This is a genomic window from Paenibacillus gyeongsangnamensis (genome assembly GCF_027533625.1).
Taxonomy (GTDB): domain Bacteria; phylum Bacillota; class Bacilli; order Paenibacillales; family NBRC-103111; genus Paenibacillus_G; species Paenibacillus_G gyeongsangnamensis.
In genome coordinates, this window is sequence record NZ_JAQAGZ010000021.1 from 31,223 (window position 1) to 54,727 (window position 23,505).

The following is a 23,505-nucleotide window of genomic DNA, read 5'->3' on the forward strand; positions in this document are numbered from 1 at the left end:
TCTCCTTTAAATTTTTAGAATGCATTTTTAATATATAAACCATTATACGATTTGTACTTCCCACAAGTAGCTCGAGCGATAGTTGTTATCGTTTTCCCCGCAATATAAGACACCATCGTCCGTTATCGTCATCGTATGAATACGTACGGGGGCTTCCCCAATCGTCTCGTCGAATATTCTGCCGAGCGTTTCGATACGCTCCGATACTGGATCGAAGCGAAATACGGTCACGTAGTAATGATCGCCGCCGGCACCGTAAATATATCCGTCTTTTCCGTAACAAAGGCCGGCAAGCCGCATGTTCGGGCAAGGCTTACCGTAACTTTTCACCTCGCCATTGGCCGGATTCAAGCGGGAGAAAGAGCCGGAAACCCCGCCGAAATACAAATAGCTGTCGCCGATGTTGATGGCGCGATCGACCTTTCCCTTATCCTTCCCGCCGAGTCTGGGGAGCCCGTGCTTGAAAAATTGAACCTGACCATCGTCCGGATTGTATTTGAACAAGCGAATCGAGTCGATCCCCATATCGTATAGGAATGCCCTGGTGATGCCGTATGTGCCCCAGACGTTCCCTTCGTCATCGATGACCGGGTTGTGGCTCTGGCAAAGCTCAAAGCTGTTGCCGATATTCATTACGATTTCCGATTTTCCGGTTGCCAAATTGTGTTGGAACAAATATTCCGGCGACAGCGTAAATCCATAAATCATTCGACGTTTCCGGTCTAAGGCTATGGACTGGATGTAGGCCCCCTCCACCGGAATCCCCAAAAACTCATAGGTCCGGGTAGAGGGGCTATATTTTACGATACGCCCGCCCTTAGCGATAAACTGCTTGTCAACGTCGTGAAACTGGGCCAACGCTCCGTATACGTCCCCGTTCGTATCCATTTCCAGCGAGCAATGGAACTTGGCGTCGTACGGATCTGCAACCGCCTTGTATTGCAAATCGGTGAACGTTTTCGTTTCCCGATCGAAGGTATACAGCAAATTTGTATCGAATGCTCCGATACCGACGTAGATGGATTTATGTTGTTCATCGTTCAGCAAACTGGTTAGAGAGATCCATCCGTGCTTATAATCGTTATGTTGGATAAAATCGTCATAAATCCACTTGCCCTCGACATCTTCTTCCCAATTATCGAACCTTTGATCGGTAATTTTGTAAGCCCTGGACTTCAACAAGTTCAAATCACCTCTATTTGATGTAAGCAGCCGATTCGGTTTCCAACACGAGCGACCATTGAGAATGGCTTTTTAAGATCGTTGCGGGAATCTCCGGAGTAATGTCACTCTCCAACGTTTTTTTGATCGCCTCCGCTTTGACTTTGTGAGGGACGGAGGAAATAATGTGTTTGCACTGCATGATTTGATGCACCGACATGGAAATCGCCTGTTTCGGCACATCGTCAAGGGTCGGGAACCATCCTTCCCGCACCTGCTGAGATTTGCACGCATCGTCCAAGTTAACAACGATAAAAGGTTCTTTCGTGGAAAAATCGGCTGGCGGGTCGTTAAATGCGATATGGGCATTTTCTCCGATTCCAATCAAGGCCAGGTCGATGGGCGCTTTCCGCAGCTCTTCTGACAATGCGGCCATTTTCGCCAAATAATCGACTTCTCCGTCAACAAAATGGACGCTTTTTAATGAAACCTTGCTCGTAAAGCGTTCCTTCAAATATTTCCGAAAGCTTGCCGGGTGCTGCTCAGACAAGCCGACATATTCGTCCAAATGGAACATTTCCACCTTGGTCCAATCGATATCGGAAGCGATCAACTCTTCAATCGTCTCGAATTGCGATGCGCCGGTGGACAAGACGATTCGAGCCGTTCCTTGCCGCTCGATTGCGTCACGGATCGATTGCGTCGCTATGCGCGCAGCCTCTTTGCCAAGCTCTCTAGGATCAACCATCACTTCAGTTCCATCATTTCCCTCCATTGTAGTCATTTTTAATGTATTAGTTCAGCTTAAGCAGCCGCATCGCATTTTCGCCTAGTATTTTTCTCTTTGACTCATCATCGATCGCGAGCTTCCCGATTTTCCCAAGCTGGTAAGGAAGCACATAATCGTCGCCGAATACATCGGAGCCGAAAACAATTTTGTCAATATCCGTCATGCCGATAATTTTTTCATAAATTTTATATGGGGTGCCGCCGCTGAAGTTCAAATAAACATTCGGATGGCGATTTGCGGCGACAATCGCCTCAGGCCATAAGTCCATCAAGCCGGCATGCCCCAACACCACTTTCAATTCGGGAAACTTTGCGGCGAGAAGCGCAATTTGCAACGGGCTTGTATACGGCGGCGTACCATCGTGGAATAATATAGGCACGTCATATTCGATGGCGACTTTCGCAATATCGTCCATGAAGGATTCAAGCGGCGAGAATCCTTGAAGCCACGGATGAAATTTGATTCCCCGCATCTGCAAGTCTGGCAAACATCGCTTGAGCTCAAGCAGCCCCCGTTTACCGTCGCGGGGATTTATCGTGGCAAATGGAAACAATCGGTCCGGATAAGCCTGAGATTGCGTATACATATACGTGTTGTCATCGATGTAATCTCCCCAAAACCCGTCGACTGTAAAGATGACGGCTTTATCCACCGCATACCGATCCATAACCTGAATCGCTTCATGGCCTTTCTTCAGGCCGAGGTTGAATGCATTGCCTCCCAGCAGATGCGTATGAAAATCGATGATCATCCGGAAACACCTCCGTTCAGAGGCTTATTGCCAAATATCCGATAGAAATTATCCCTGCTGATTTTGGCAAGCCCGCTGGCATCCAGTCCGATGTCAACAATTTTTTGCATCTCAATCTCGGCATGGGAATAGGGCAAATCCGCACTAAATAAAATCCGGTTGATATCGATGTCGGCTAATTTTGAAATATTGTTGGGCATCGTATACGGAGTATCTACATAGATATTGTTTGCCATTGCAAAGGCTCTTGGCGTATCGATCCAAAAATCCGTATTTCCCATACGGCCGAGAATGATGGGGATGCTTGGATAGTTCATGGCCAGCTCCGCCACCTGCAGCGGCAGCGCAAATACCGGAGTGCCCGTATGAAAATAAACCGGCACTTGATGCTTTTCCGCTATCTTCATCAGCGGATCCATCTTGCCGCTATCAAAAGCAAAAAATCCTTGCAGCGCCGGGTGGAATTTAACCCCCGACAATCCTGCGTCAAGCGCTCTCTCCAGCTCGAGCTCAGCCTTGCGTCCATACCATGGATTCACGGTGGCATAGCCTAACAAACGATCGGGATATTGCTTCTTGTAGGTAAGGATGTTATTGTTTCCAATTTCATTGTCAACTGCCATCTGTTGATGTGAAGGCGACAATACGGCTTTCTCGATGCCATATTGATCCATAACTTCAAGCAGCTCCTCAACGGAAAAAGGAACATCCTGCCCTTCTCCTACCGTACAATGAACGTCTATAAATTTGCTCATGTTCATCTTCCTTATACTCGATATGTCTGAAACTCATTCTCGCAAGGATGGCCGTCGGTAATCATGAACTCCAGCTGGCGCGGAGCTAAAATATAAGCGTAATGGGTGCTTAAGTTCGAATCGGCGTGCTGGCAGATAGGCGCTTCATGGCTTTTGAGCACTTCCTGAAGCATTGGCTTGCCAAATTGCTCCGGATTGCTGGAAAGCGTCCTGCTTAAATATGCAAATCTGGCGTGCGAGTTTTCCTGGATGCCGTTAATATTTAATGACCGAAAATCTTTCATTTCTTCCGAAATAAAATGATTCGTGCAGAATAGAACCGAATTGTCCGCAGAACGAACCTTCTGGTACGAACCTGATTTCTCCACGACAGCGCTATTGCCGTCCTGATCGAGAAGCATCATATTCAGCCCTTTGCCGGCCATTTTGCGGGTTTGGAAATATTGGATCGCCTCCGGGACGCTCTTGCAGCGGGTTAACGCCGGTCTCGGACAGATTAAGGTCGGCAAGCCTGAGCCGTCCTGATTCGGTGCGATCGGGGCCGACGATTGTCCGATGGCAAAACCGTGATGATTCATTCCGACTTCGATCCATACCGTTCCGACCCAACCGATCGCGATAAACCGCTGACCGTCGTGCGTGGTCGTTTGCTGCAGCATGTAATATTTATAGTCGTCGCCGATATCGCTTGTTTTTCCCAGCAGCGGCCCATCCGTCTTGTGATTGATCACGATATTGGTGCAATTCGGGCCTAGCGAAGACACTGCCGAAGCCGCATGCAGCAAAAATATATCCTGTAGATCAACCGCCGCCGCTTCGCTAATGCCTTCCATTTCTGCAATCAAGTCCGGCTCATATTGATTCGTATATTCGAACATCTGCGTTAGCAGCTTGCTCACATCATCGAGCTTTATGCTTGATAAGAACATCGACTTCGACAGCTCCAAGAGCTCATGAATCTGCGGACGGAAAGTTTCTCCTTGCGCTCTGCCGCGCTCCTTTGGTGTACCGAACAAAGAAATGTGAAGCATTTCGTCTGCCTCCCGATTTGGTTAATCCTCCGACAACTTATCCTTTTGTCGCACCAACGGTCATTCCGGAAGCGATTTTCTCCGACAACACCGCAAAGATAATCATCGAAGGAAGCAATAAAATAACGACTCCCGCAAACATACCAACCCAGTCGGAGGTGTAAGTCATCGTATTTTTCAAATTGTAAACGCCAAGCGACAACGTGCGTTTGTTCTCGTCGTTGATTAATACCAACGCGAGCAAATATTCGCTCCAAATGACGATGAAGTTCAAGATGGCCGCCGTTACGACACCTGGAAGCGCCAGAGGAAACATGATCTTATAATACGTTGTAACTTCCGAAGCTCCGTCAATGGCCGCCGATTCTTCCAATTCGGAAGGCAGCGTTTTAAAAAAGCCCAACAGCAAAAATATGGTGAATGGCAAAGAAACGGCAGTATATACTAAAATTAATCCGGTCAGCGAATTGGTTAAATGGATTTTGTTCAGCAGCGTGAACAGCGGAACGAGCAGCAGTTGAACCGGCACTCCCAAGCCTGCCAGAAACAAGGACATAATCCCCGAATTGCCAAAAAATTTATATCTGGCTAGTACGTAGGCGGCAGGCGCAGCGATAGCAATCGTAAGGACGATCGATCCTCCCACTACCCAGACGCTGTTCATGAAATAAGTGCCCATCTTCGCGGAGACCCAAGCGGTCACATAGTTTTGCCATTGCAGAACGGAAGGCAAGCTCCAAACATTGGAAAACAGTTCTTTGTTCGTTTTAAACGAAGTATACATGATCCAGATGAAGGTAAAAATCGTGAAAATCGCCCAACCGCCCAATAACACGTAATACGGTAATTCGGCAAGCTGGCTTACGATCTTACGTTTACTAGCGGAATTCGTCCCTGCCACGCGATCCCCTCCTCAAAATTCGATTTTTTCACGTCGCGAAGCAAGCCGGATAAGCGAGGTTCCGAGAATGACCAAGACGAGCAATACGACGGCCATCGAAGTTCCGTAACCCATTCTGAAGATCGCTACTCGCTTGCCGAAGGCGATATCGTATAAATAAATGCTCACCGTCTGCGTCGCCCCTGAAGGCCCGCCTTCCGTCATCGCATAGATCAAATCGAATGCTTTGATTGCATTGATAAACCAAAGGACGGTCACTACGATGATGGAATCCATGATCAACGGAATGGTAATTGTAAAAAATATTCTCCAATGCCCCGCGCCTTCCACTCTGGCCGCTTCAAACAGCGTCTCCGGAATTTTACCGATGCCGGCCAGCAGAATGACTAGATAAAACCCTACATAAGTCCAAACCATCGCCGCCAGTACGGATGGAAAAGCCCAAGTGGTATTCAGCCATGCATGCGTCCAGGAATTGAGCCCGAACAGCTTTAAAATTCCGTTGATCAGGCCGAACGTGTCATTGTACATGAATACCCAAAGTACGCCTAAGCCGACGGCCGGCACCACATTCGGGTAAAAGATGATGGAGCGCACCAGCTTCTTGCCTTTGAAATTGGGCCTGTTCAACATTCCCGAAAACAGCAGCGCCAATCCGATAACAAAAAAACCACCGACAAAAGCGATTGTTAAGGTATTCTTGAGTGAAGCTAGAAACATGCCGTCTTGAAACAATTCTTTGAAGTTTTTTAAGCCTACATATTGCATCTGCGGAACAAAACCCGACCACTCGTTAAAGCTTACCCAGAGGGCTTGAACCGTGGGATACAGAAAAAACAGGCCATAGATGATTAATGCCGGCGCCAAAAAAGGGATAATGATTTTGGATCTACCGAAACGCCTCAATGACTTCCCCCCCTCTAATATCCCGATCTGTATGCTCAGATCGGGATATTATCAGTTTTAATGATTACATTCGATGTTATTTGCTGGCGTAGTAAGCCTTTTGCTGTTTCACCATTTGGTCAATGAATTGCTCAGGCGTAATTTTCCCGAAGAACAATTGATCGTCAACCGCCCATAGTACCCTCTTATCCAACTCGGCGAAGTCCTTCTCTAAGCCGCCCCATTTCGGAACAACCTTCGAAGCATTATTGAAAATATCGGCCTGGGCACTTAATCCGGTCGGCATTGGCGATTCTTTCGTCGACACTGGGGTGCCCAATTGCACAAGCTTGTCCATTTGAGCCTTGGCCGTCAAGAACTTCAGAAGCTGAGCGGCTGCGTCTTTATTCTTGGAATCCTTCATAACAACCCAACCGTTAGTCCATACTTCCGCTACTTTCCCGTCATACTGGCCAAGGTCAGGGAACTTGAACATCTGCATATCGAAGCCATCCGGAATTTGCTTCGCCATTTCGGAAGGCAGCCAAGCGCCGTTAAGAATCATCCCCGCCTTGCCGTTGATCCAGTTCACTTGGCCGGCTGGGTACGCGGAGCCCTCATAGCCTTGGGCAAGATATTGATGATCGATCAGGTAACGCAATTTCTTGGCAGCTTCAAGGAATCCCGGATCTCGCCACGACTCGCCCGTTTTGTCGGCAGCTGCAGCATAGAGTTTGTCCGGTCCAACCTCGCGCGTTGCAAGCCAAGCGAAATACCAGAAGTTATAAAATTGAATGTTCCCGTCTGCAGCCAACGGGGCGATTCCCTGTTTCTTCAAAGCTTCGCATACTTGCAAGAATTGATCCCAGGTTTGCGGAGGCTGAAGGCCCAGTTTCTTAAATAAAGATGCGCTGTAGAAAAATCCCGAAGTATACGTGTCCCGCGGCAGCACGTAAATTTTGTTGTCTTTATATTTCATCTGGTTTAGAACGTTGGGTGTGAACGTGTCAATCCAGTTTTGACTGGAATTATACGCTTTTGTCGCCAAATAACTATCCAACGGGGCAGCAAGGCCATTATCGACCAGGCCCGCCGTCAGCTCCGAGTTCGACTGTTCGACGATATCGGGAACTTGGCCTGACATTAATTTACTGCGCAATGTAGTGATAACATCTCGGCCTGCCCAAGTCGGCTTCACTTTGATGCCCGTTTCGGTTTCAAATTGTTTAAATGCATCGGCTAGCCAAATTTGCAGCGGCTCACCTTGACTGAATTCCGACCAATAATCGATCGTTACGTTTTGATTGCTTGCAGTTCCAGAACCGGACGGTGCGCTAGTCGAGTTTGTTGATGTGCCCGACGGGCTGGAGCAAGCAGAAAGCAAGGAAATGACCAATACAAACGCCAACATCATCTTCCATTTTTTAGCCATCTTTTTCCCTCTTTTTTGTGAATTTTTTCAAGACGGTTCGTTTGATTCCAGATTACAGTAATCGATTTCTTTTTTTAGTAAAAAAAATTGAAACCACGAGTTCTTATGATGAAATAATACTTCTCATGTATTTTTTAATATCACCCCTTTAAATATTTATCTTTCAAAATTTATGATAGCTTATATAACATATTAATGACTAAAACAATGAATGTCAATGAGTTTATTAATTATTCACCGACTATATGTTATGTTATATAACATGTTATTGAACTCGAGAAAATAAGGTAATTTTTAACCCACAATTTTATATCCAAATTATAGAAATCGATATCTTTTCGAAATGAAATAGTGTAAATGCCCATCATCCTTCCAGAGTTGAAAATGCTAACGCCTTTTTTCTGCCGAATGCCAGGAAAGTCTGCCCGAGTAGAAAGCGTGGCTACGCCGCTTAGGAAAACGCTTTCTTCTTCTCATTATAACATAATTTGATTTCTCTTCAATCCTTTATATTTTCACGAAAAACTATTCAGATTTTATGATTCGATGTAATATGATGGTGACAGACTATATCCTTTTTGAAAGGAGGAGATCAGCGTTATTTTATAGAGGGAATTGCCATTACGGGATGAAAAACCAATCATTTGAGGTGTTAATACATGAGTAAACCGAATGTTTTATTTATTATGACCGATCAACAACGTTGGGACAGCCTTGGATGTTACGGCAATTCCGTAATCGAGACTGCAAATCTGGATTGGCTTGCTTCTGAAGGAGTTGTGTTCGAGAACGCTTATTCCTCTTGCCCTTCTTGTGTGCCTGCGAGAGCTTCGATCATGACCGGTATGCATCCGTGGAACACGGGAATTCTCGGCATGGGCAATGGGCAAGGTCCCATGGGCGGAGGCTTTCAACATACATTGCCTGGTGAATTAAGCAAAGCCGCTTATCATACTCAGGGAGTCGGGAAGATGCATTTCCATCCTCAGCGACTATTAAACGGTTTTCATAGTACTTTTCTCGATGAATCGGGAAGAGAGGAATCGCCTGGATTTATATCAGATTACAGGCAGTGGTTCAATCGAAATAAAACAGGTGATTTTGACATCGTCGATCACGGAATCGATTGGAACTCCTGGATGGCACGCCCATACCATGCGCCTGAATTTTTACATCCGACCAATTGGACCGTAAATCAATCCATTGAAGCTTTGAAAAGACGCGATCCAAGCAAACCATTCTTTCTAATGACATCGTTTGCCCGGCCTCATTCCCCTTACGATGCATTACCCTATTATTTTGATTTATATCAGAAAAAACAAGTACCTGAACCCTATGTTGGCGATTGGGCAAGCATCCACGATGTCGAAGAAGATGCCGCCAAACCGGATGCTTGGAGAGGAGTAAGAAGCAAAGGAGAAATTCGACGCGCAAGAGCCGGGTATTACGGTTCCATTCATCATATAGATCACCAGATCGGTAGACTTCTGTTATATCTGCAAAAAATCCAACAGTTGGAAAATACTTTAATTATTTTCACATCCGATCATGGCGACATGTTAGGGGATCATAACTTGTGGAGGAAAACGTACGCTTATGAAGGTTCCGCCCACATTCCGATGATTGTGCGATTGCCCGAGTCATTAGGAAAACCGTCGTACAAAAGAATTGATGCTCCTGTTCTGCTGCAAGATATTATGCCAACCATATTGGAAGCCACGGGAACAGAAATCCCCGAAACTGTAGACGGAATAAGTATGCTCGGATTAATACGGGGAGAACAGACCGAGCGGAGTTATATTCACGGCGAACATTGCACCTGCTATTCGGAGGAACAAGAAATGCAATACTTGACGGATGGGAGAATGAAATATATTTGGTTACCACGAGTAGGAATAGAGCAATTATTTGATCTAACCGAAGGTAGAGATGAGACTATAAATTTGGCGAAAAAAAAAGAATATTCGCACGAACTTCAAAAATGGAGAGCCCGTTTGGTAGCGGAACTATCGCCCCGCAACGCCGGCTTAACAGACGGTGACCAATTGGTTAATCAATCCGGCAAGCCTTACCTGACTTCACCAAAATACAAGGAAAGACTGGATGCGTGGGAGAGAGAATTTAAAAAATGATAAAATCCGGCTCTGGTACAAAAATCTCTTCCATATTAACAAATCTATCTTAAAAATCGATAAACAATGATTCGACAAATGAACATCTGAAATTAGATACTTAAGTGAACGACCAGTACCCGGCGGGAACTGGTCGTTCAAGATGGTTATGGGCGGATGAATTCAACCTTTGACCGTGCCTGGGGAAAGCACGTACAAGAAAGTGATCGCCTTGTACAAGAAGGTCAGCCTGCTCATTATCGACGAATGGCTGCTTGTTTCGCTTACGGCAAGCGAATCCCGAGACTCCTATAAAAATCAATACTAAAATTGGATTACATGTACCCAGAGGGATAACTGTTAACTTTTTGACGGAATATTAACACCAATTTACACAACTTTTCCCCAAATTAATTCTTATTGCTCAGTGCTGATAAAAGCAACGCAAGTGCAAAAGCCCCCACCAATTTAAATCCCCATTAGTTCCTCAAGAGTATTTCCTTTAACACGGAAGCAACCATGTTATGATCTTCCTCACCAGGCAGTCCCGATACCGTGATGGTTCCTACAATACCTTCATTTTCCAAATGTAACGGAAAGGCGCCGCCTTCAGCCTTGTAATCATTCGGGTCGAGGCCGGAGTCTTCTACCGTTGAACCTGTCGAATTCAGAAATACGTGCATATAGTAGGAACTATGGCCGAAGTGATGGACGACGTTATTTTTCCATGACACCCATTCATCGTTATGAGAAGATCTGCCGTCCATTCTGCTGTAAAATAACAACTCGCCGTTTCTTCGAATGTCGACAACGATTGATTTATGCTCTCGGATCGCTTTTTCTATAATTCTGCTCCCAACCTTGTAGGCTGTTTCATTCGTGAAAACGGAAAAACGGAGGTCAGCTTCTTCCTGTAACAATGTCTGTAATAAAGCGTTGTATTGTTCCAAAGGGAACACTTCCTTTTCCAGTAAATTAGTGACGGTGTTGAAGGGTCTGTTTAATAATGCTTTTCAAAATCCACCAGATTGCAGGACGGTCGACCGTTATGAAGATATGCCTTCAAGTTTGTCAGGAAAATCTCCATCGCTCTGTCATCATAATAAACGGTCGAGCCTGAATTATGCGGGGTGATGATGACATTGTCGAGCTGCCACAACGGACTCGTCTCAGGCAAAGGTTCTTGCTCGAATACATCCAACCCCGCACCGGAGATTTGGCCCTCGCGCAGCGCTTCAAGCAAAGCCTCCGTATTCGCCGTTCCGCCCCTTCCAATATTGATAAAATGTGCCGACGGCTTCATAAGGGCAAATTCTCTTCTTCCAAATAAATGACGCGTCTCCGGAGTCAAAGGAAGCGTAGCAATCACGAAATCGCTTAGACGCAGCACCTCATCGAGTCCGGAATGATCGAACATTCTGTCCACATAGGGCGATGGCTCTCCGGATCTTCTCACCCCGAGCACCTCCATGCCGAAAGCCTTGCCTAGCCTGGCTGTTTCCTCACCGATCGCCCCGACTCCGATTACGCCCATCGTCTGGCCGTGTATTTCATGCAGCTCGCCCGTCGATTTCCATATACTTTGGACCTGATGGCGGATCGAAAGGTGAAGCTTTCTTGAAAAGGCTAGCATCATCGCCAAGATCGTTTCGGAAATCGGAAAAGCATGCACTCCACTGGCATTTGTCAAAATGATCCTAAGTGCTGCCATTTTAGCAAGCGGCATTTGGTCCACTCCCGCCCCCCAATTTTGCACCCATTTTAATTTTGTGTTCGGATGCAAACATTGCTCGGCAGCCGTTTCGTTCCATCCAACCAGAATCTCGGCATCTTCCAAATGGACGGACCATTGCTCTTTTTCGCCATGAATCATTTCCCACCCGGCTGGAATGACCGTGGAAATCCGTTCGAGTTGCTTCGGAGACATCGGACGAAGATATACGATCTTAGGCACTATTGCCCTCCTCACTTTCATTATCTAGCCTCTTAGGCCTAAGCAAGACATAATAAACCAGCGTACAGGTCACCCTCATAATTGCAATTGGTTTTGACTGACACCATAAGAGGAATCGAAGCAGTGCACATGATAAGAAAAGGACAGGTGGAGTCATCAAGACGTCCCCCTATCCGCTTACCTTCAGACCGGATTTTCCAAGCTTTACATGTTCTATACCTTAACCATACGTAAGCTTGCATAGCATTGCCAACTTCAAGTCGGACTTTTAAAATAATCCGCTTTTTTCATAAAAATCTGTTCGACGCGTTCGACAATTTTTCCATCCAGCTCGGATTTTTGTTTCACTTCGTTCCATTCCTCGTCTTGCGAAAAAGCTTCCCACTGTCTTGTCCGCTCTTCCATGCTTTCGTAATTCATCGTGTAATACAGCTTAGGATGTTCCTCCAAATCCTCCCAGAAATCACAGACCTGCATGCCAAGTCTGGCGAAAATACCAAGCGTATGATCGGAAAAGCGCTTTCGAATCGCATCTATTCTTCCTGGAAGAATCGTATAAATTCTCAATTCGTAAATCATGCATCATTCACGTCCCATCATCGAAGTTTTTCAATTCCAATCAACTCCACTTAAATTATAAATGGTCATGTCTGACATGAGAAGGAGTGAATAAATTTACACTAAGTTACTTGAAGTTAAGTGCTGTATGTGAGGGCATAGTCCCGCCGCACAGCATCACGATTATTCAACCTCCAGGTAAAGACATTTTCTTTAAAAGCTTATAGGTTATATAAAAAGTTTTCAGCTCATGAAGTGTACGATAACATTGCCCAAATAAAGCCCGAATGCTCCGATTAGCATAATAACAAGATGATAAGCCCAGAAAATCAGCAATATATTGGACTCGCCTGATATGAAACGAGTTGGAAATCACCGTACAGGTTTTCAAATTGAATTGCTTCATTATGGTTTGGCAATTGCTAATGTTTTGAATGGTATCAAGAGCATTCTGTTCAAGAACGATTCGCTCCTCATTGACGGCGTGTCGTATCAAGTAATCACGCATAATTACAGCCTCAGATTGGGTAGACTTTACTGCGCCTCCGGTCAAAATGACCTTTTTGTAGTCAACTGAGCTTAAAAGATCAATCGCCGTTGTTAATCGTTCCTGAAGTAATGGATGTATATTATCGCCGTCACACTGAAAACCCAAAATGATTAAGGCATCTGTTCCTTTTTTTTGAATAGGGGCTGTATGGAGCCATACGAAAAACAGAAGCAGGACGATAATCAAGCTTACAATCATGTATAGCAGCAGCATTAACATTGAACATTCACCTAGTGTTAAAAAAATTAGCCCTTCACGCACATCATGCTAAGACCTTCACAGGTTGGCCGAGACGGGCCGATTCACTGGCCGCCAACGCCACCATAGTGGAATGCATACCGTCCTCCCCGGTAATGGGTACCTGCTTTCCTTCCAGTAAAGCGTGAACGAATCCTTCGATCATGTAAACGTACATATCATCACCCCAATAATTCCATTGGGCTTTGGTGAGGTCATCGCTGTACAGCTCATTGGTTTGGGCGAATGCATCAAGCGACATCATCCCTTTGGAACCGATCAGATTCAGCTTCAAATCGCTTGAGGCCGGGTACGACTTCGGGCGGGACCAGCTGGGATCGATGACGGCAAATGCACCGTTATCGAATTTAACGTGAACGATTCCCGCATCTTCCACCTCGATGTCATGGAACAACGTACCAGCCTCCGCATACACCTCTTCGGCACGCCAGCCCGTAAACCACAAGATCAAATCCATCACATGAACGATATGATCCATGAAAGCCCCGCCGCCGGACAACGACCTATCCGTATACCATGACCTGGGCGCCGTCCCTTTGTTGCTACCTTTAATTATTGCAATTTCTCCGAGCTCTCCACGTTCTAGCGCCGCTTTCGCCTTCGCGACAGCGGGAAGGTACCTGCAAGGGAAAGCGGTCATCAATTGTACTCCGTTATCCCGGCAAGCGCCGATCATCGACTCCATATCTTCCCGAGTCGTTCCTAATGGCTTATTGCATAAAATATGCTTGCCGGCTCTCGCCGAATCTATGGTCATTTGCGCATGGCGCGTATTTTCGGAACAAATGACAACGGCATCCGCATCGGAGGCCAGCAATTCACGGTAGTCGGAATAATACCGCAGCCGATAGTCGTTAACCGGCGATTCCACGCGGGACCAATCTTGATCCGCAATTCCGACGATTTCGACTTCTTCTATCCGTGACAAGCATTGCAAAAATTTGTTGGCATGACCATGGGCGAAGCTGATCATTCCAACTTTCAGTTTACGCATAGTTGTTCCTCCCAGATCAAAACGCTGAATATTTATTAAGGTTAAGATTCAGATAAGCTCACAGGCTGCCCCGTACGAATCGATTCGATGGCAGCGGCGGCGATTTCGACCGCTTTTAAACCGTCATAAGCACTTACAACTGGATCATTCCCCGTACGAATGCATTCCAGAAAATGGTTGAGCTCAGTCCAGTAGTTGGAATGGACAATGGGACTCTGTTCATTGACCACGGGTGATCCGTGCGGACCTTCCCTTAGAACGGCTCTCAAGGTGATTCCGTCCCGGTTGCTATGCCGGATAGCGCCCTTTTTCCCGAATAGCTCGACTTCGGAAGTAAACGTGTCCGGTGACCCGAGGCACCCTTCCAGGTTCGCGATGGCGCCGCTTCGAAAACGGAGCGTCACAGAAGCATAGTCCAACGACTCCGTCCGATGATTCAACGCATAAACGCTGCTGATCTCTCCAAGCGTCCACCGCATGAAATCGATGTCGTGAATGATGACATCCATAATAACCCCGCCACTCAGCCGGGGGTCCAAGAACCATTCCCTTCCCACTCCCGGATTGCCTGCCATCCGCTTCGCGTGGGCGATACCGACATCTCCAATGACTCCCTCGGAAATTTTACGTTTTATGTCGGCGTAGGCCGGAAAAAACCGGACGACATGCGCGACATACAGTTGTACGCCGTTTTCGTTGCAGCTCAGGATCATTTCTTCCGCATCTTTCGGCGATAACGCCAGCGGTTTTTCACATACGATATGCTTACCTGCTTTCGCCGCCTTCACCACAAGTTCTTTATGCAAATGACTCGGTACGGTTACGCATACCACTTGGATATTCTTATCCGCCAGCAAGTCGTCTACCGATGAATAAGCCGATATTCCGTATTCCTCGGCAATTCGTTCCGCATGTTCTAGGCGGAGGTCACTAATGGCCGCCAATTCCACCCCCGGCATCCGACTCAACGCTTGTATATAAGTTACTCCCATTTTTCCGCAACCAATGACTGCAACTTTCATCTATTCCTTACCTCCGGAAAAATCAAATGTCGGCGTTCTACTGTCTGAAACATATGATTGATAGCCAAACTTGCAGCACTTTTCGCACGGTCGGGCGCATGCATAATACTAACGATCTGGACTCCCTCGCAAAATTTCGGTACGACTCGCCTTAACTCTTGCTCGATAAGCGGAACCATATAAAAGCCTAACGTCTGCATGAGCTTTCCTGTCAAAAGCAAATGATCGGGATTAAAAAAAGTGACGATGTTGGCCAAACCGCCTCCGATCGTTTCGGCCATTTCATTTAAATAAGAAACGATAGCCGCATCTCCGTCTCTTAAAAGCCGCTCGATTTCGACTAACGGGATGCCGAGCGTTTTCTCCATCCCGCCGATGGATGCCTTTGTAGTGAGACATCCCATGCCGCCACAATGGCAGCGTACCGCTTTATCTCCAAAAAACGCTTTCGTATGACCGAATTCTCCGGCGACTCGGTGAGATCCGGTACTAATTTCTTTGCGGACAACGATAGCGCCTCCGATTCCATAGTCGAAGTAAATTGTAATGTTGTTCTCGGAAGCAGCCAGCAGTCCGTACGCATTCTCGTATTCCGCGATTACGTTGACGTCATTCTCAATCGCTGCCGGCAAGCCGAACCGCTCCTCCAACGCGTCTGCAAGCTTTAACTGATTCCAATGCAGTCCCGGCGCCGAGTGAACGAGTCCTTTCGAAGAATCGATCAAACCTGGCACGCTAATCCCGATTCCTTTGGTCCTGCTTCGCAATAAGGGATCGTTCAGCAGCTCTTCAATGCCCTCGACCAAAACTTGCAAGGTGTGATTCCCGTCGGTGTAAAATTCGATGTCCTGTTCATATTGCCTAACCAATTCCTGGTTGAAATCGACGCAAACTACGCGAATTCGTTTTACGGTTAGTTCCACTCCTACCGCGTACATCCCTGATCGGTTAATTCTGAGCGGGATCGGCTTTCTCCCGCCGGTCGAAGCTGCAGGGTTACCTTCGAGCACGATTTGATCCTTCAGCAAACGGGATACGATATTCGTAATCGTCTGCTGCGTCAATCCGGTTTTCTCGGCTATCTCCACCCGGTAAATTGGCTCCTCATGGAAGATGAGATTTAATACCCGTTGTTCGTTTATATTTTTCATCAATTTCGGACTGGACAATTTGTACATGCATGCAAACCTCCTAATAAAGAGCCGACTTTCCCCGTTACTGGTAACGTTGGTCAACCCTTCATCCCCGAACTGATCATCCCGTCCAAAATATATCGCTGGTTGAACACGTATACGACGATTATCGGCAGCAAGGCAATGACCGATGCAGTCATCAATAACGTCCAGTCTGTGGAATAAACCGAATGGAATTCCATCAATCCTTGCGATACCGTACGAAGAGCGGGGGAATGCGTGTACAGAACGGGACGGAGGAGATCATTCCAGTTGTTCATAAAAGCGATGACAAATAACGTCGCGAGCGGCGGACCCGATAATGGCAAAAAAATGTCTCTGTATACCCGAAAAGAGGAGCACCCGTCAATAATAGCTGCTTCTTCCAAGCCCGCGGGCACGGTCGAATAAAACTCCTTCAGCAAAAACGTCCCGAACGTTCCTACAAGCAGCGATGGAATGATGAGAGGAGCAAACGTATTGAGCCATCCGAGCTTGGAGAACATCAAAAATTCAGGAATGATCGTCACTTCTCCCGGGATCATCATTGTTCCGATCAAAATCGAGAAGATTATATGTTTTCCGGCGAACTGCATACGCGCGAAAGCAAATCCGGCCAAGGAGCAGGTCAACAATTGACCGAACGAAGCTGTCAAGGAGATGAACGTACTATTCCATAAATATAACATGAAATGGTGCTCGAACAGAACTTTGGCGTAGTTGTCCCACATGCCCGGCTTGAACATAAGGTCGGGAACTAGCTGCGGCGGGAATTCGAAAACGGCTCCTTTGGACTTAAACGTGGTGATAACCATCCAAAGGAACGGGAAAATCGTGGTTATACCGTATATGGTCAAAAACAAGTAGATGAAGAGCGGCTTGAGGCCTTTTCGCAGACTCATCAATAATTCACCCATTTCCGCTTCAGCCAGAAATTCAGTCCTGTCAATAGCACTGTTATCAGGAAGAGCACATACGACAATCCTGAAGCATATCCCATCCTATAATGGACAAATGCGTTTTGAAAAATATAATAGGACAGCGTAGTCGAAGAATTATAAGGGCCGCCTTCTGTCAACGTGTACGTGATGCCGAAGGTGTTCAACGACTCTACGACGGTAATGACAAGGACGAAAAATAACGTTGGGGTAAGCAGCGGGAGCGTTACCCGGAAGAATGACAAGACCGGACCCGCGCCGTCCATTTTTGCGGCTTCGCGCAATTCGTGCGGAATGGCTTGCAAGCCTGCTATAAAAATGATCGTCTGATAGCCAACCGATTTCCATACGTAAACAAACGCAAGCGAGTATAATGCATAATTTTTATCTCCCAGCCAGGAAATGCTGTCAACGGATGGTTCCAGCAGCTTCAGGAGTGCGTTCAGCAGCCCGCCTTGCGGGCTAAGCATCCAGTTCCAGATCAATCCAACGGCGGCTACCGAGGTGATAACAGGCAAAAAAAAGACGGCCCGGAAAAACCGGATGCCCCTCATCTTTTCGTTCAATAAGACAGCGAAAAACAATCCGATCACGCAAACTCCGGCAGTAAAGATTACAGCGAATTGTGCAGTACGTTTCATGATCTCCCAGAATTCCGCTGATGCCAGTATTTGCTTGTAGTTATCGAGTCCGATCCATTTCGGCGGCGAATAAACGTTCCAATCGGTAAAACTGGCCAGAAATGACATCACGATCGGGATCAGCCTGAAGACCAAAAGCCCTACCAGCATGGGTAGCAGGAAAAGATACGCGGATTTTTTGTATAAATGCATGATCTGCTCCTTTGTCTTGCTAATGAAGCGGAAGGGGATGATCGATCCCCCTCCGCATCCCGCTTATTTTCGGCTCAAAATATCGTTTGCGTATTTGGTCATGCTTTGAAGGGCGGCGTCGAACGGTTTCACACCATCAAATACCTGATCGAGTTCCCCGTTCATGCCCGATCCGACCGCCGCCGCGTAGCCGCGCCATTCCGACCATGATTTCGTATAGGAATTCGGCCCGATCGATTCGCCTTGCTTTAGAATCAAGCCTTTGTTATCAGGAAGTTTGCCTTTTTCCAGCCACGCATCCGACATAGCGGTCGGTTTGTAGGCCGGCACCTTACCGCCGGGGAATTGCTCCACGGGACGGGAGGGCCCGCTCATGAATTGTATGAATTTCCATGCCGCTTCGACGTTTTTGGAACTTTTGGCGATCGCCATGTTATCCGGCCATCCGTAGGTCACTTCTTTAGTCGAATGCGGCCCGTGCGGAATGGTAGTCATGCCCCATTTGAATTTGTCGCCGACATCTTTGCGAAAGCCGTCGATTGCGAACGAACCTTCCACCAACATTGCGGCTTTGCCGGTTTGGAACATGGTTCCCTTCTGATCTCCCACCGACTTGGGCGACGGGGATACTTTATACTTCAACGTCAAATCTGTTAGAAACTGTAGCGCTTCTTTGGCGTTATCGTTTACCTCGAATTTTGTTTTGTCCGCGTTCAGAATGTCACCGTTGTTTTGATAAATCCAGGGCTCTATTTGAGCATAGCGGCCGTAAGTAAAGAAGCCCCATTGATCTGGCTTGCCGTCGCCATTCGTATCGACGGTCAGCTTTTTCGCCGCATTCAAGAAATCGTCCCAAGTCCATTTTTCAGTCGGGTAAGACACTCCAGCTTTATCGAACAGGTCCTTATTGTAATACAGTACAGTCGTAACATAGTTGATCGGGAACGCGTACATATCCCCCTTCTGCTTGTCCGGATAACGAACAGCCGTATATAGGCTGGTGTAATAATCGTTTGATTTGATGTCTCGGTCGACGAGTTTTTGCATATCGTACAGCAATCCTTTACCCGCCCATTCGTCCACATAACCCGAGCTCATATCCATCACGTCGGGCGTGCTTCCGGAAGCAGCCAACGCACTGATCTTCGTCCAATAAGTAGCGGGTTCGTACGCTTGCATATCAATCTCAATATTCGGGTTCTGTTTCGTGAATTGCGCGATCAGATCCCGGTTCAACTTCTCATTGGCTGGATCCCAGCTGAAATAAGTCAACTTTACTTTCTCATTGTTTGCAGTTTGAACACCGGTCGGTTGATTCGCGGTGGAGGTTCCGTTTGTTTGGCTGGTGCCACAACCGGCCAATAAACCAGTAATCCCTATCAGAGCCGCAAGAGCCGTAATCGATTTCTGTTTTAGCATAACGATTTCTCTCCCTAATGTTAGTTTTTAAGTCTCTAATCCTGATCTTTCTCAATAAGAGACGCCAGTTCGTATCTCCAATCGCAAGTTCTTCTCGACCGACCCCAGACCTCCCTAATTTTTTAAACATAATCAAATTATTTTAGTAAGCATCCTCATTTTATAGGCGCAGCGTAAAACAGATATAAACTGCACGTTAAGAATTAATGAATTTGATTATTCACGGCGGTTGAACCGATAACAGAACTCATCCGGGTTCTTATCAATCGTAATTACGCGTGGGGATTGTATCCATTTTCCTTTGACTTTAATCTAAGTCTCGTCAACACGATAAGAATCATTTGTCGATTTCAAATAGGGTCGAATTCGCTTGTCTATTTCAGGACTAAACTGATGAACTGGGCGCATGATCGTCGTATGTGCAATATTCAATCCTCGTTCTTTCATCATTTCCGTTAAAGTCAGGGAGACAGCAACATAAAAAAGCGCTGACCTCTCGCATTCAGCGCTTTTTTATGTTGTGATACGAGGAGAGTCGAATTCCGCTTTTCAGCCGCGGACTGGAGGAATCCCCTGCACGTTCAGCCGGATCCGGTAAAATGAAGTGGAGGCGGTGATATACAGATCCCGGCCATCCCCTCCCCACGCCAAATTGGCGGTGACTTCAGGCATTCGGATGACGCCAAGCTTCTCTCCCGACGGAGATACGATCCATATTCCGCCTCGCCCCGTAACGTATACGCGGCCTTCACGATCCACCTTCATGCCGTCCGCTACTCCATTGCCTATAGTAGGATCCAGTTTCGTGAAGACACGACCGTTGATCAGGCTTCCCGTTGAAGTGACGTCGAACGCCCTAACGTGATCCCGCCCGGAGTCATCGACGTAAAGCGTTTGTTCATCCGGAGAAAAAGCGAGCCCGTTCGGTTTATCGAAATCGTCGACCAGCAGCCGCAGTTCCTCCGTTGCCGGATCGTACCGGTAGACGCCTTGAAACGGCAGCTCCTTTCCCTCGATGTGCCCTTTCAGGCCATAAGGCGGATCCGTAAAGTAAATGGAACCGTCCGACTTGACGACAATATCGTTCGGGCTGTTTAATCGTTTACCTTGGTAATGCGTCGCCACATCGGTAATGGTCCCGTCGGCTTCCGTTCTGGTTACTTTTCGGCTTCCATGATGACACGCCAAGAGACGCCTTTGCCCGTCGAGGGTGAGTCCATTCGAATGATCACTGGGGGTCCGGTAAACGGAATACCCTTCCGTTGGCGTCCACCGATATATCGTACTCGCCGGGATATCGCTAAAATAAAGACATTGCTGTACGCTATCCCAAACCGGACCTTCAACGAACCGGAAATCGGTTTCGAGCCGCTCCAGAACGGCGCCTTCCGGAATAACCATATGAATTTCGTCGGAAAATGTTAAAATATCCATCAGTACCTCCTGATATTTTGCTTGGTTAATCGAAGACCATCGCCACCGCTCTGACCGGCGCTCCACCAAAACCTTTTAATTTTAACGGAAACGCGCACAAAAACCATCTTTCTTCCGTAAGCAGCTCTTCCGTCAAATACAATTCCTCTAAAGGCCAAATTTCATTTGACAGCAAAATTTCATGCGGAGGCACCGCTTTTTCCATACCCCATCCGCCGATGCTTAATCCGTCGAGCCCGACGCCTTTGACTTTATGGTCTACAAGCCACTCAGCCCCTTCACCGGACAAGTAGGGCCACTGGTGATAATACTCCTTCGTATACCCCCGTTTTTTCCCCCATCCGGTACAAAGGAGGACAATATCTCCTGGGCGCACGATGTCTTTATAAGGCTCCAGATGTTCCACGCCTATCGGAGTGTCGGCTGCGATCCCGAATAAATCGACGGGTACCGCCTCACCTTGAAACCGGTCAATCGGGATTTGTTCGATCGTCTTCCCCTCCGGATAGAAATGAAAGGGCGCATCCAGGTGGGTAGCCGTATGCACATTCATCTGAATCCGTTCCGCGGTATATCCGTCATTCGGATAAATCGCCTCATAACGCACATCGACCATTTCGTAAGTCGGCCACCCCGGACAATTATGATAAACGGGTTGGGACAAATCGATGATTTTCCGAATAGACGGCACGGTTCTACCTCATTTCGTTTTCATTGTATGAACTTCAGGCCTTGGTTCAACGCTTTAGGCCAAGCGTTCGATCCAGCTGTTCAGTTTCTGCTCTTCTTCCTGATCGAGCGGGCCGGATTGCACTGCTTCAACGTTCGCCTTCACCCAATCGCTTTTGCGCATGGAAACGATTACAAAGTCAACAAGCTCATGGCCCGTAACCCATCTTAGCAAAATTTCGGCAGCCTTTGCCTTATCCTCCCCGATTTCGTCCAGCTTCCAACCGCGGATAAAAGGAGACAATGCCACCACCTCCAGCCCCATTTCCTTTGCCTTTCGGAATGTTTCCAGTGCGCCCTGATTAAACGCATTATATGGCGCCAGCACATAGGAAACCGGATGGTTATCCGGCAGCTGCTGCAGGTGTTCCAATTTCAGCATGCCGATCGCCGCTTTGTTTACCTTGCCTTCTGCGATCCACTGTTTGGCGAGCTCCAGCTCCCGCCGCTGCTTTTCGGTATCGTCTTGGGCATGAATAACCAAAATATCGATATAGTCTGTCCGTAATTCTTCTAACATTATGTCAATATGATGGGGTTCATAAGGGGTGGGCTTCACCAAATCATTTTCTTTGCCGGGCTGCTTGAAGAAATTCCAGGCCATGATTTGAACCTCTTCACGTCGCTGAAGTTCTGTTAACACCTTGCCCAAAGCCACCCGCTCTTGATAATAGGTCGTATCGATGAGCCGAATCCCTTGATCCAAGCAGGCGGAAACGATGGCGCATTGTTCCTCAAACGAAGCTTCCGGGTCATTTCCCAACTGCTCGATAAAAGTGTGCCCTCCCAAACCAAGCTTTGATTGTTGACGCATGCAATAATCCCTCCATTCCTTTCGAAGATGACAACAGCCTTCCGATGTGTCTAAAGCCTTTCAGCCCACTCTTCCTTGTTGCTCCAATCCTTAGCCTTCCACCGAAGAACATCCGGATTGGCCATATGTATAATCTCTTTAAAAAACTCCAGCTTCTCAAGGTCGGTCATGGGCTTAAAACTTTTCGCAACCCTTAAGTTATTCTCCAACTGCTCCATCGATTCCATCCCAATAATAGCTGTGGAAATAGGCAACGACCATGTATATCTTAGAGCCTTTTCATACCACTGCGCCAATCTCCCCAACCCAATGACTTTCATTCCAATGATGGCCAGTCCCTTTTCGTTGGCCTTTGGTAAAAATTCATGAGCAAAGCTGTATATAAAATGATCGGCAGCAGATAAGGCGACTAAGGCGCTGTCAAAAGGGAACCGGTCAATCGCTTCAAGCTGAACATTAGGATTTGTATGGCCGCTCAGACTTATATGCTTGATTATTCCCTGCTCTTTGGCCTCAATGAGTGCCCGCAGCGCTCCGTTCTTGGCAAAACATAAATCGAGCTGCTCCATCGTTCTTACATCATGAAGGCGCCACTCTTCTACATGATCGGTTTGCAATCGCTTTAAACTAGCTTCCAGTGAACGCCATGAACCGTCTCTTGTTCTGTCGATGGTTTTGGTCACGACCCAGACCTTTGATCTGCGGTCTCCGAAGGCTTTACCTAACCGTTCCTCAGATTGACCATTAGAATAAATCGGGGCAGTATCGAAATAAGTGATACCTTCATCAATCGCCCGATTTACAATTTGAATGGCTTCCTCTTCCGTGCAGTTATGATCATCAACGATACGCTGTGCGCCAAAGCTGAGAATAGGGAACTCCTGTCCTGTTCGGCCAAATTTTCGTTTTTCCAAAATGGTCGCCTCCTTCATAATTCGATCAAGCAGTTCTCCGTTTCCATTATACCCCAAATTTAATATGAATTCATTTTTTTAGAGCAGTTGGCGAACGAT

At 47.0% G+C, this 23,505-nt stretch carries 24 protein-coding genes and 1 pseudogene; 2 read left to right on the forward strand and 23 right to left on the reverse strand.

What is annotated here, in order from left to right; genetic code table 11:
• Positions 1–42: 42 nt before the first annotated feature.
• From O9H85_RS27290 to O9H85_RS27325, 8 genes are all read right to left on the reverse strand, one after another.
• Positions 43–1,182: an NHL repeat-containing protein gene (locus O9H85_RS27290; RefSeq protein ID WP_269884573.1), complete on the reverse strand. Its 1,140-nt coding sequence runs from the start codon at positions 1,180–1,182 to the stop codon at positions 43–45.
• A gap of 13 nt (positions 1,183–1,195) precedes the next feature.
• Positions 1,196–1,909: a glucosamine-6-phosphate deaminase gene (locus tag O9H85_RS27295; protein WP_269884574.1), complete on the reverse strand. Its 714-nt coding sequence runs from the start codon at positions 1,907–1,909 to the stop codon at positions 1,196–1,198.
• A gap of 46 nt (positions 1,910–1,955) precedes the next feature.
• Positions 1,956–2,702 carry an amidohydrolase family protein gene (locus tag O9H85_RS27300; RefSeq protein ID WP_269884575.1) on the reverse strand — a complete coding sequence of 249 codons (747 nt, stop codon included), beginning with the start codon at positions 2,700–2,702 and terminating at the stop codon, positions 1,956–1,958.
• Positions 2,699–3,457 carry an amidohydrolase family protein gene (locus O9H85_RS27305; protein ID WP_269884576.1) on the reverse strand — a complete coding sequence of 253 codons (759 nt, stop codon included), beginning with the start codon at positions 3,455–3,457 and terminating at the stop codon, positions 2,699–2,701. The genes O9H85_RS27300 and O9H85_RS27305 overlap by 4 nt, the downstream gene beginning before the upstream one ends.
• Positions 3,458–3,468: 11 nt before the next feature.
• Positions 3,469–4,488 (reverse strand): C45 family autoproteolytic acyltransferase/hydolase, encoded by a 1,020-nt coding sequence (locus O9H85_RS27310; protein WP_269884577.1) that lies wholly within the window; start codon positions 4,486–4,488, stop codon positions 3,469–3,471.
• Positions 4,489–4,525: 37 nt separating this feature from the next.
• The gene (locus O9H85_RS27315) at positions 4,526–5,389 is read right to left on the reverse strand and encodes a carbohydrate ABC transporter permease (RefSeq protein WP_269884578.1); all 864 of its coding nucleotides are present in this window, start codon (positions 5,387–5,389) and stop codon (positions 4,526–4,528) included.
• A gap of 12 nt (positions 5,390–5,401) precedes the next feature.
• Positions 5,402–6,295: a carbohydrate ABC transporter permease gene (locus O9H85_RS27320; RefSeq protein ID WP_269884579.1), complete on the reverse strand. Its 894-nt coding sequence runs from the start codon at positions 6,293–6,295 to the stop codon at positions 5,402–5,404.
• A 76-nt stretch (positions 6,296–6,371) separates the two neighbouring features.
• Complete coding sequence (locus O9H85_RS27325) at positions 6,372–7,706, reverse strand: ABC transporter substrate-binding protein (RefSeq protein ID WP_269884580.1); 1,335 nt, start codon at positions 7,704–7,706, stop codon at positions 6,372–6,374.
• 659 nt (positions 7,707–8,365) lie between these two features.
• Between O9H85_RS27325 and O9H85_RS27330 the strand changes: the two genes are divergently transcribed.
• Both O9H85_RS27330 and O9H85_RS27335 read left to right on the forward strand, forming a co-directional pair.
• Positions 8,366–9,838: an arylsulfatase gene (locus tag O9H85_RS27330; protein WP_269884581.1), complete on the forward strand. Its 1,473-nt coding sequence runs from the start codon at positions 8,366–8,368 to the stop codon at positions 9,836–9,838.
• 169 nt (positions 9,839–10,007) lie between these two features.
• Positions 10,008–10,145, forward strand: a complete 138-nt coding sequence (locus tag O9H85_RS27335; protein ID WP_269884582.1) for a hypothetical protein — start codon at positions 10,008–10,010, stop codon at positions 10,143–10,145.
• A gap of 151 nt (positions 10,146–10,296) precedes the next feature.
• Here the strand turns inward: O9H85_RS27335 and O9H85_RS27340 are convergent, their stop codons facing one another.
• The 15 genes and pseudogenes from O9H85_RS27340 to O9H85_RS27410 form a co-directional block, all read right to left on the reverse strand.
• Positions 10,297–10,767 carry a heme-degrading domain-containing protein gene (locus O9H85_RS27340; RefSeq protein WP_269884583.1) on the reverse strand — a complete coding sequence of 157 codons (471 nt, stop codon included), beginning with the start codon at positions 10,765–10,767 and terminating at the stop codon, positions 10,297–10,299.
• 50 nt (positions 10,768–10,817) lie between these two features.
• Complete coding sequence (locus O9H85_RS27345) at positions 10,818–11,771, reverse strand: D-2-hydroxyacid dehydrogenase (RefSeq protein ID WP_269884584.1); 954 nt, start codon at positions 11,769–11,771, stop codon at positions 10,818–10,820.
• Positions 11,772–12,026: 255 nt separating this feature from the next.
• Complete coding sequence (locus O9H85_RS27350) at positions 12,027–12,350, reverse strand: NIPSNAP family protein (RefSeq protein WP_269884585.1); 324 nt, start codon at positions 12,348–12,350, stop codon at positions 12,027–12,029.
• A 166-nt stretch (positions 12,351–12,516) separates the two neighbouring features.
• Positions 12,517–13,098, reverse strand: coding sequence for a YdcF family protein (locus O9H85_RS27355; RefSeq protein ID WP_269884586.1), 582 nt, complete (start codon positions 13,096–13,098; stop codon positions 12,517–12,519).
• Positions 13,099–13,141: 43 nt separating this feature from the next.
• A complete protein-coding gene (locus tag O9H85_RS27360; protein ID WP_269884587.1) occupies positions 13,142–14,131 on the reverse strand; it encodes a Gfo/Idh/MocA family protein in 990 nt (329 codons plus the stop codon).
• Positions 14,132–14,172: 41 nt separating this feature from the next.
• The gene (locus tag O9H85_RS27365; protein ID WP_269884588.1) at positions 14,173–15,153 is read right to left on the reverse strand and encodes a Gfo/Idh/MocA family protein; all 981 of its coding nucleotides are present in this window, start codon (positions 15,151–15,153) and stop codon (positions 14,173–14,175) included.
• Positions 15,150–16,331: an ROK family transcriptional regulator gene (locus O9H85_RS27370; RefSeq protein ID WP_269884589.1), complete on the reverse strand. Its 1,182-nt coding sequence runs from the start codon at positions 16,329–16,331 to the stop codon at positions 15,150–15,152. The genes O9H85_RS27365 and O9H85_RS27370 overlap by 4 nt, the downstream gene beginning before the upstream one ends.
• 53 nt (positions 16,332–16,384) lie before the next feature.
• Positions 16,385–17,227, reverse strand: coding sequence for a carbohydrate ABC transporter permease (locus O9H85_RS27375; protein ID WP_269884590.1), 843 nt, complete (start codon positions 17,225–17,227; stop codon positions 16,385–16,387).
• Entirely contained in the window at positions 17,227–18,096 is an 870-nt protein-coding gene (locus tag O9H85_RS27380; RefSeq protein WP_269884591.1) for a carbohydrate ABC transporter permease, read from the reverse strand. The genes O9H85_RS27375 and O9H85_RS27380 overlap by 1 nt, the downstream gene beginning before the upstream one ends.
• A gap of 63 nt (positions 18,097–18,159) precedes the next feature.
• Positions 18,160–19,515 carry an ABC transporter substrate-binding protein gene (locus tag O9H85_RS27385; RefSeq protein ID WP_269884592.1) on the reverse strand — a complete coding sequence of 452 codons (1,356 nt, stop codon included), beginning with the start codon at positions 19,513–19,515 and terminating at the stop codon, positions 18,160–18,162.
• A 315-nt stretch (positions 19,516–19,830) separates the two neighbouring features.
• A pseudogene (locus O9H85_RS27390) lies at positions 19,831–19,974 on the reverse strand (IS6 family transposase); the annotation flags it as partial.
• 90 nt (positions 19,975–20,064) lie between these two features.
• Positions 20,065–20,949 (reverse strand): SMP-30/gluconolactonase/LRE family protein, encoded by an 885-nt coding sequence (locus O9H85_RS27395; protein WP_269884593.1) that lies wholly within the window; start codon positions 20,947–20,949, stop codon positions 20,065–20,067.
• Between the two features lie 25 nt (positions 20,950–20,974).
• On the reverse strand, positions 20,975–21,640 hold the full coding sequence (locus O9H85_RS27400; RefSeq protein ID WP_269884594.1) for a cyclase family protein: 666 nt from the start codon (positions 21,638–21,640) through the stop codon (positions 20,975–20,977).
• Positions 21,641–21,694: 54 nt separating this feature from the next.
• A complete protein-coding gene (locus O9H85_RS27405) occupies positions 21,695–22,492 on the reverse strand; it encodes an aldo/keto reductase (RefSeq protein ID WP_269884595.1) in 798 nt (265 codons plus the stop codon).
• Between the two features lie 50 nt (positions 22,493–22,542).
• Positions 22,543–23,406, reverse strand: coding sequence for an aldo/keto reductase (locus O9H85_RS27410; protein WP_269884596.1), 864 nt, complete (start codon positions 23,404–23,406; stop codon positions 22,543–22,545).
• Positions 23,407–23,505: the final 99 nt, after the last annotated feature.

Excerpts from the sequence above, each read along its gene's own strand:
- O9H85_RS27330 (WP_269884581.1), top strand. The coding sequence starts at position 8,366 with ATGAGTAAACCGAATGTTTTATTTATTATGACCGATCAACAACGTTGG.
- O9H85_RS27370 (WP_269884589.1), bottom strand. The coding sequence starts at position 16,331 with ATGTACAAATTGTCCAGTCCGAAATTGATGAAAAATATAAACGAACAA.
- O9H85_RS27325 (WP_269884580.1), bottom strand. The coding sequence starts at position 7,706 with ATGGCTAAAAAATGGAAGATGATGTTGGCGTTTGTATTGGTCATTTCC.
- O9H85_RS27310 (WP_269884577.1), bottom strand. The coding sequence starts at position 4,488 with ATGCTTCACATTTCTTTGTTCGGTACACCAAAGGAGCGCGGCAGAGCG.
- O9H85_RS27305 (WP_269884576.1), bottom strand. The coding sequence starts at position 3,457 with ATGAGCAAATTTATAGACGTTCATTGTACGGTAGGAGAAGGGCAGGAT.
- O9H85_RS27300 (WP_269884575.1), bottom strand. The coding sequence starts at position 2,702 with ATGATCATCGATTTTCATACGCATCTGCTGGGAGGCAATGCATTCAAC.
- O9H85_RS27375 (WP_269884590.1), bottom strand. The coding sequence starts at position 17,227 with ATGAGTCTGCGAAAAGGCCTCAAGCCGCTCTTCATCTACTTGTTTTTG.
- O9H85_RS27365 (WP_269884588.1), bottom strand. The coding sequence starts at position 15,153 with ATGAAAGTTGCAGTCATTGGTTGCGGAAAAATGGGAGTAACTTATATA.
- O9H85_RS27350 (WP_269884585.1), bottom strand. The coding sequence starts at position 12,350 with ATGATTTACGAATTGAGAATTTATACGATTCTTCCAGGAAGAATAGAT.
- O9H85_RS27360 (WP_269884587.1), bottom strand. The coding sequence starts at position 14,131 with ATGCGTAAACTGAAAGTTGGAATGATCAGCTTCGCCCATGGTCATGCC.
- O9H85_RS27355 (WP_269884586.1), bottom strand. The coding sequence starts at position 13,098 with ATGTTAATGCTGCTGCTATACATGATTGTAAGCTTGATTATCGTCCTG.
- O9H85_RS27295 (WP_269884574.1), bottom strand. The coding sequence starts at position 1,909 with ATGGTTGATCCTAGAGAGCTTGGCAAAGAGGCTGCGCGCATAGCGACG.
- O9H85_RS27380 (WP_269884591.1), bottom strand. The coding sequence starts at position 18,096 with ATGCATTTATACAAAAAATCCGCGTATCTTTTCCTGCTACCCATGCTG.
- O9H85_RS27405 (WP_269884595.1), bottom strand. The coding sequence starts at position 22,492 with ATGCGTCAACAATCAAAGCTTGGTTTGGGAGGGCACACTTTTATCGAG.
- O9H85_RS27395 (WP_269884593.1), bottom strand. The coding sequence starts at position 20,949 with ATGGATATTTTAACATTTTCCGACGAAATTCATATGGTTATTCCGGAA.
- O9H85_RS27385 (WP_269884592.1), bottom strand. The coding sequence starts at position 19,515 with ATGCTAAAACAGAAATCGATTACGGCTCTTGCGGCTCTGATAGGGATT.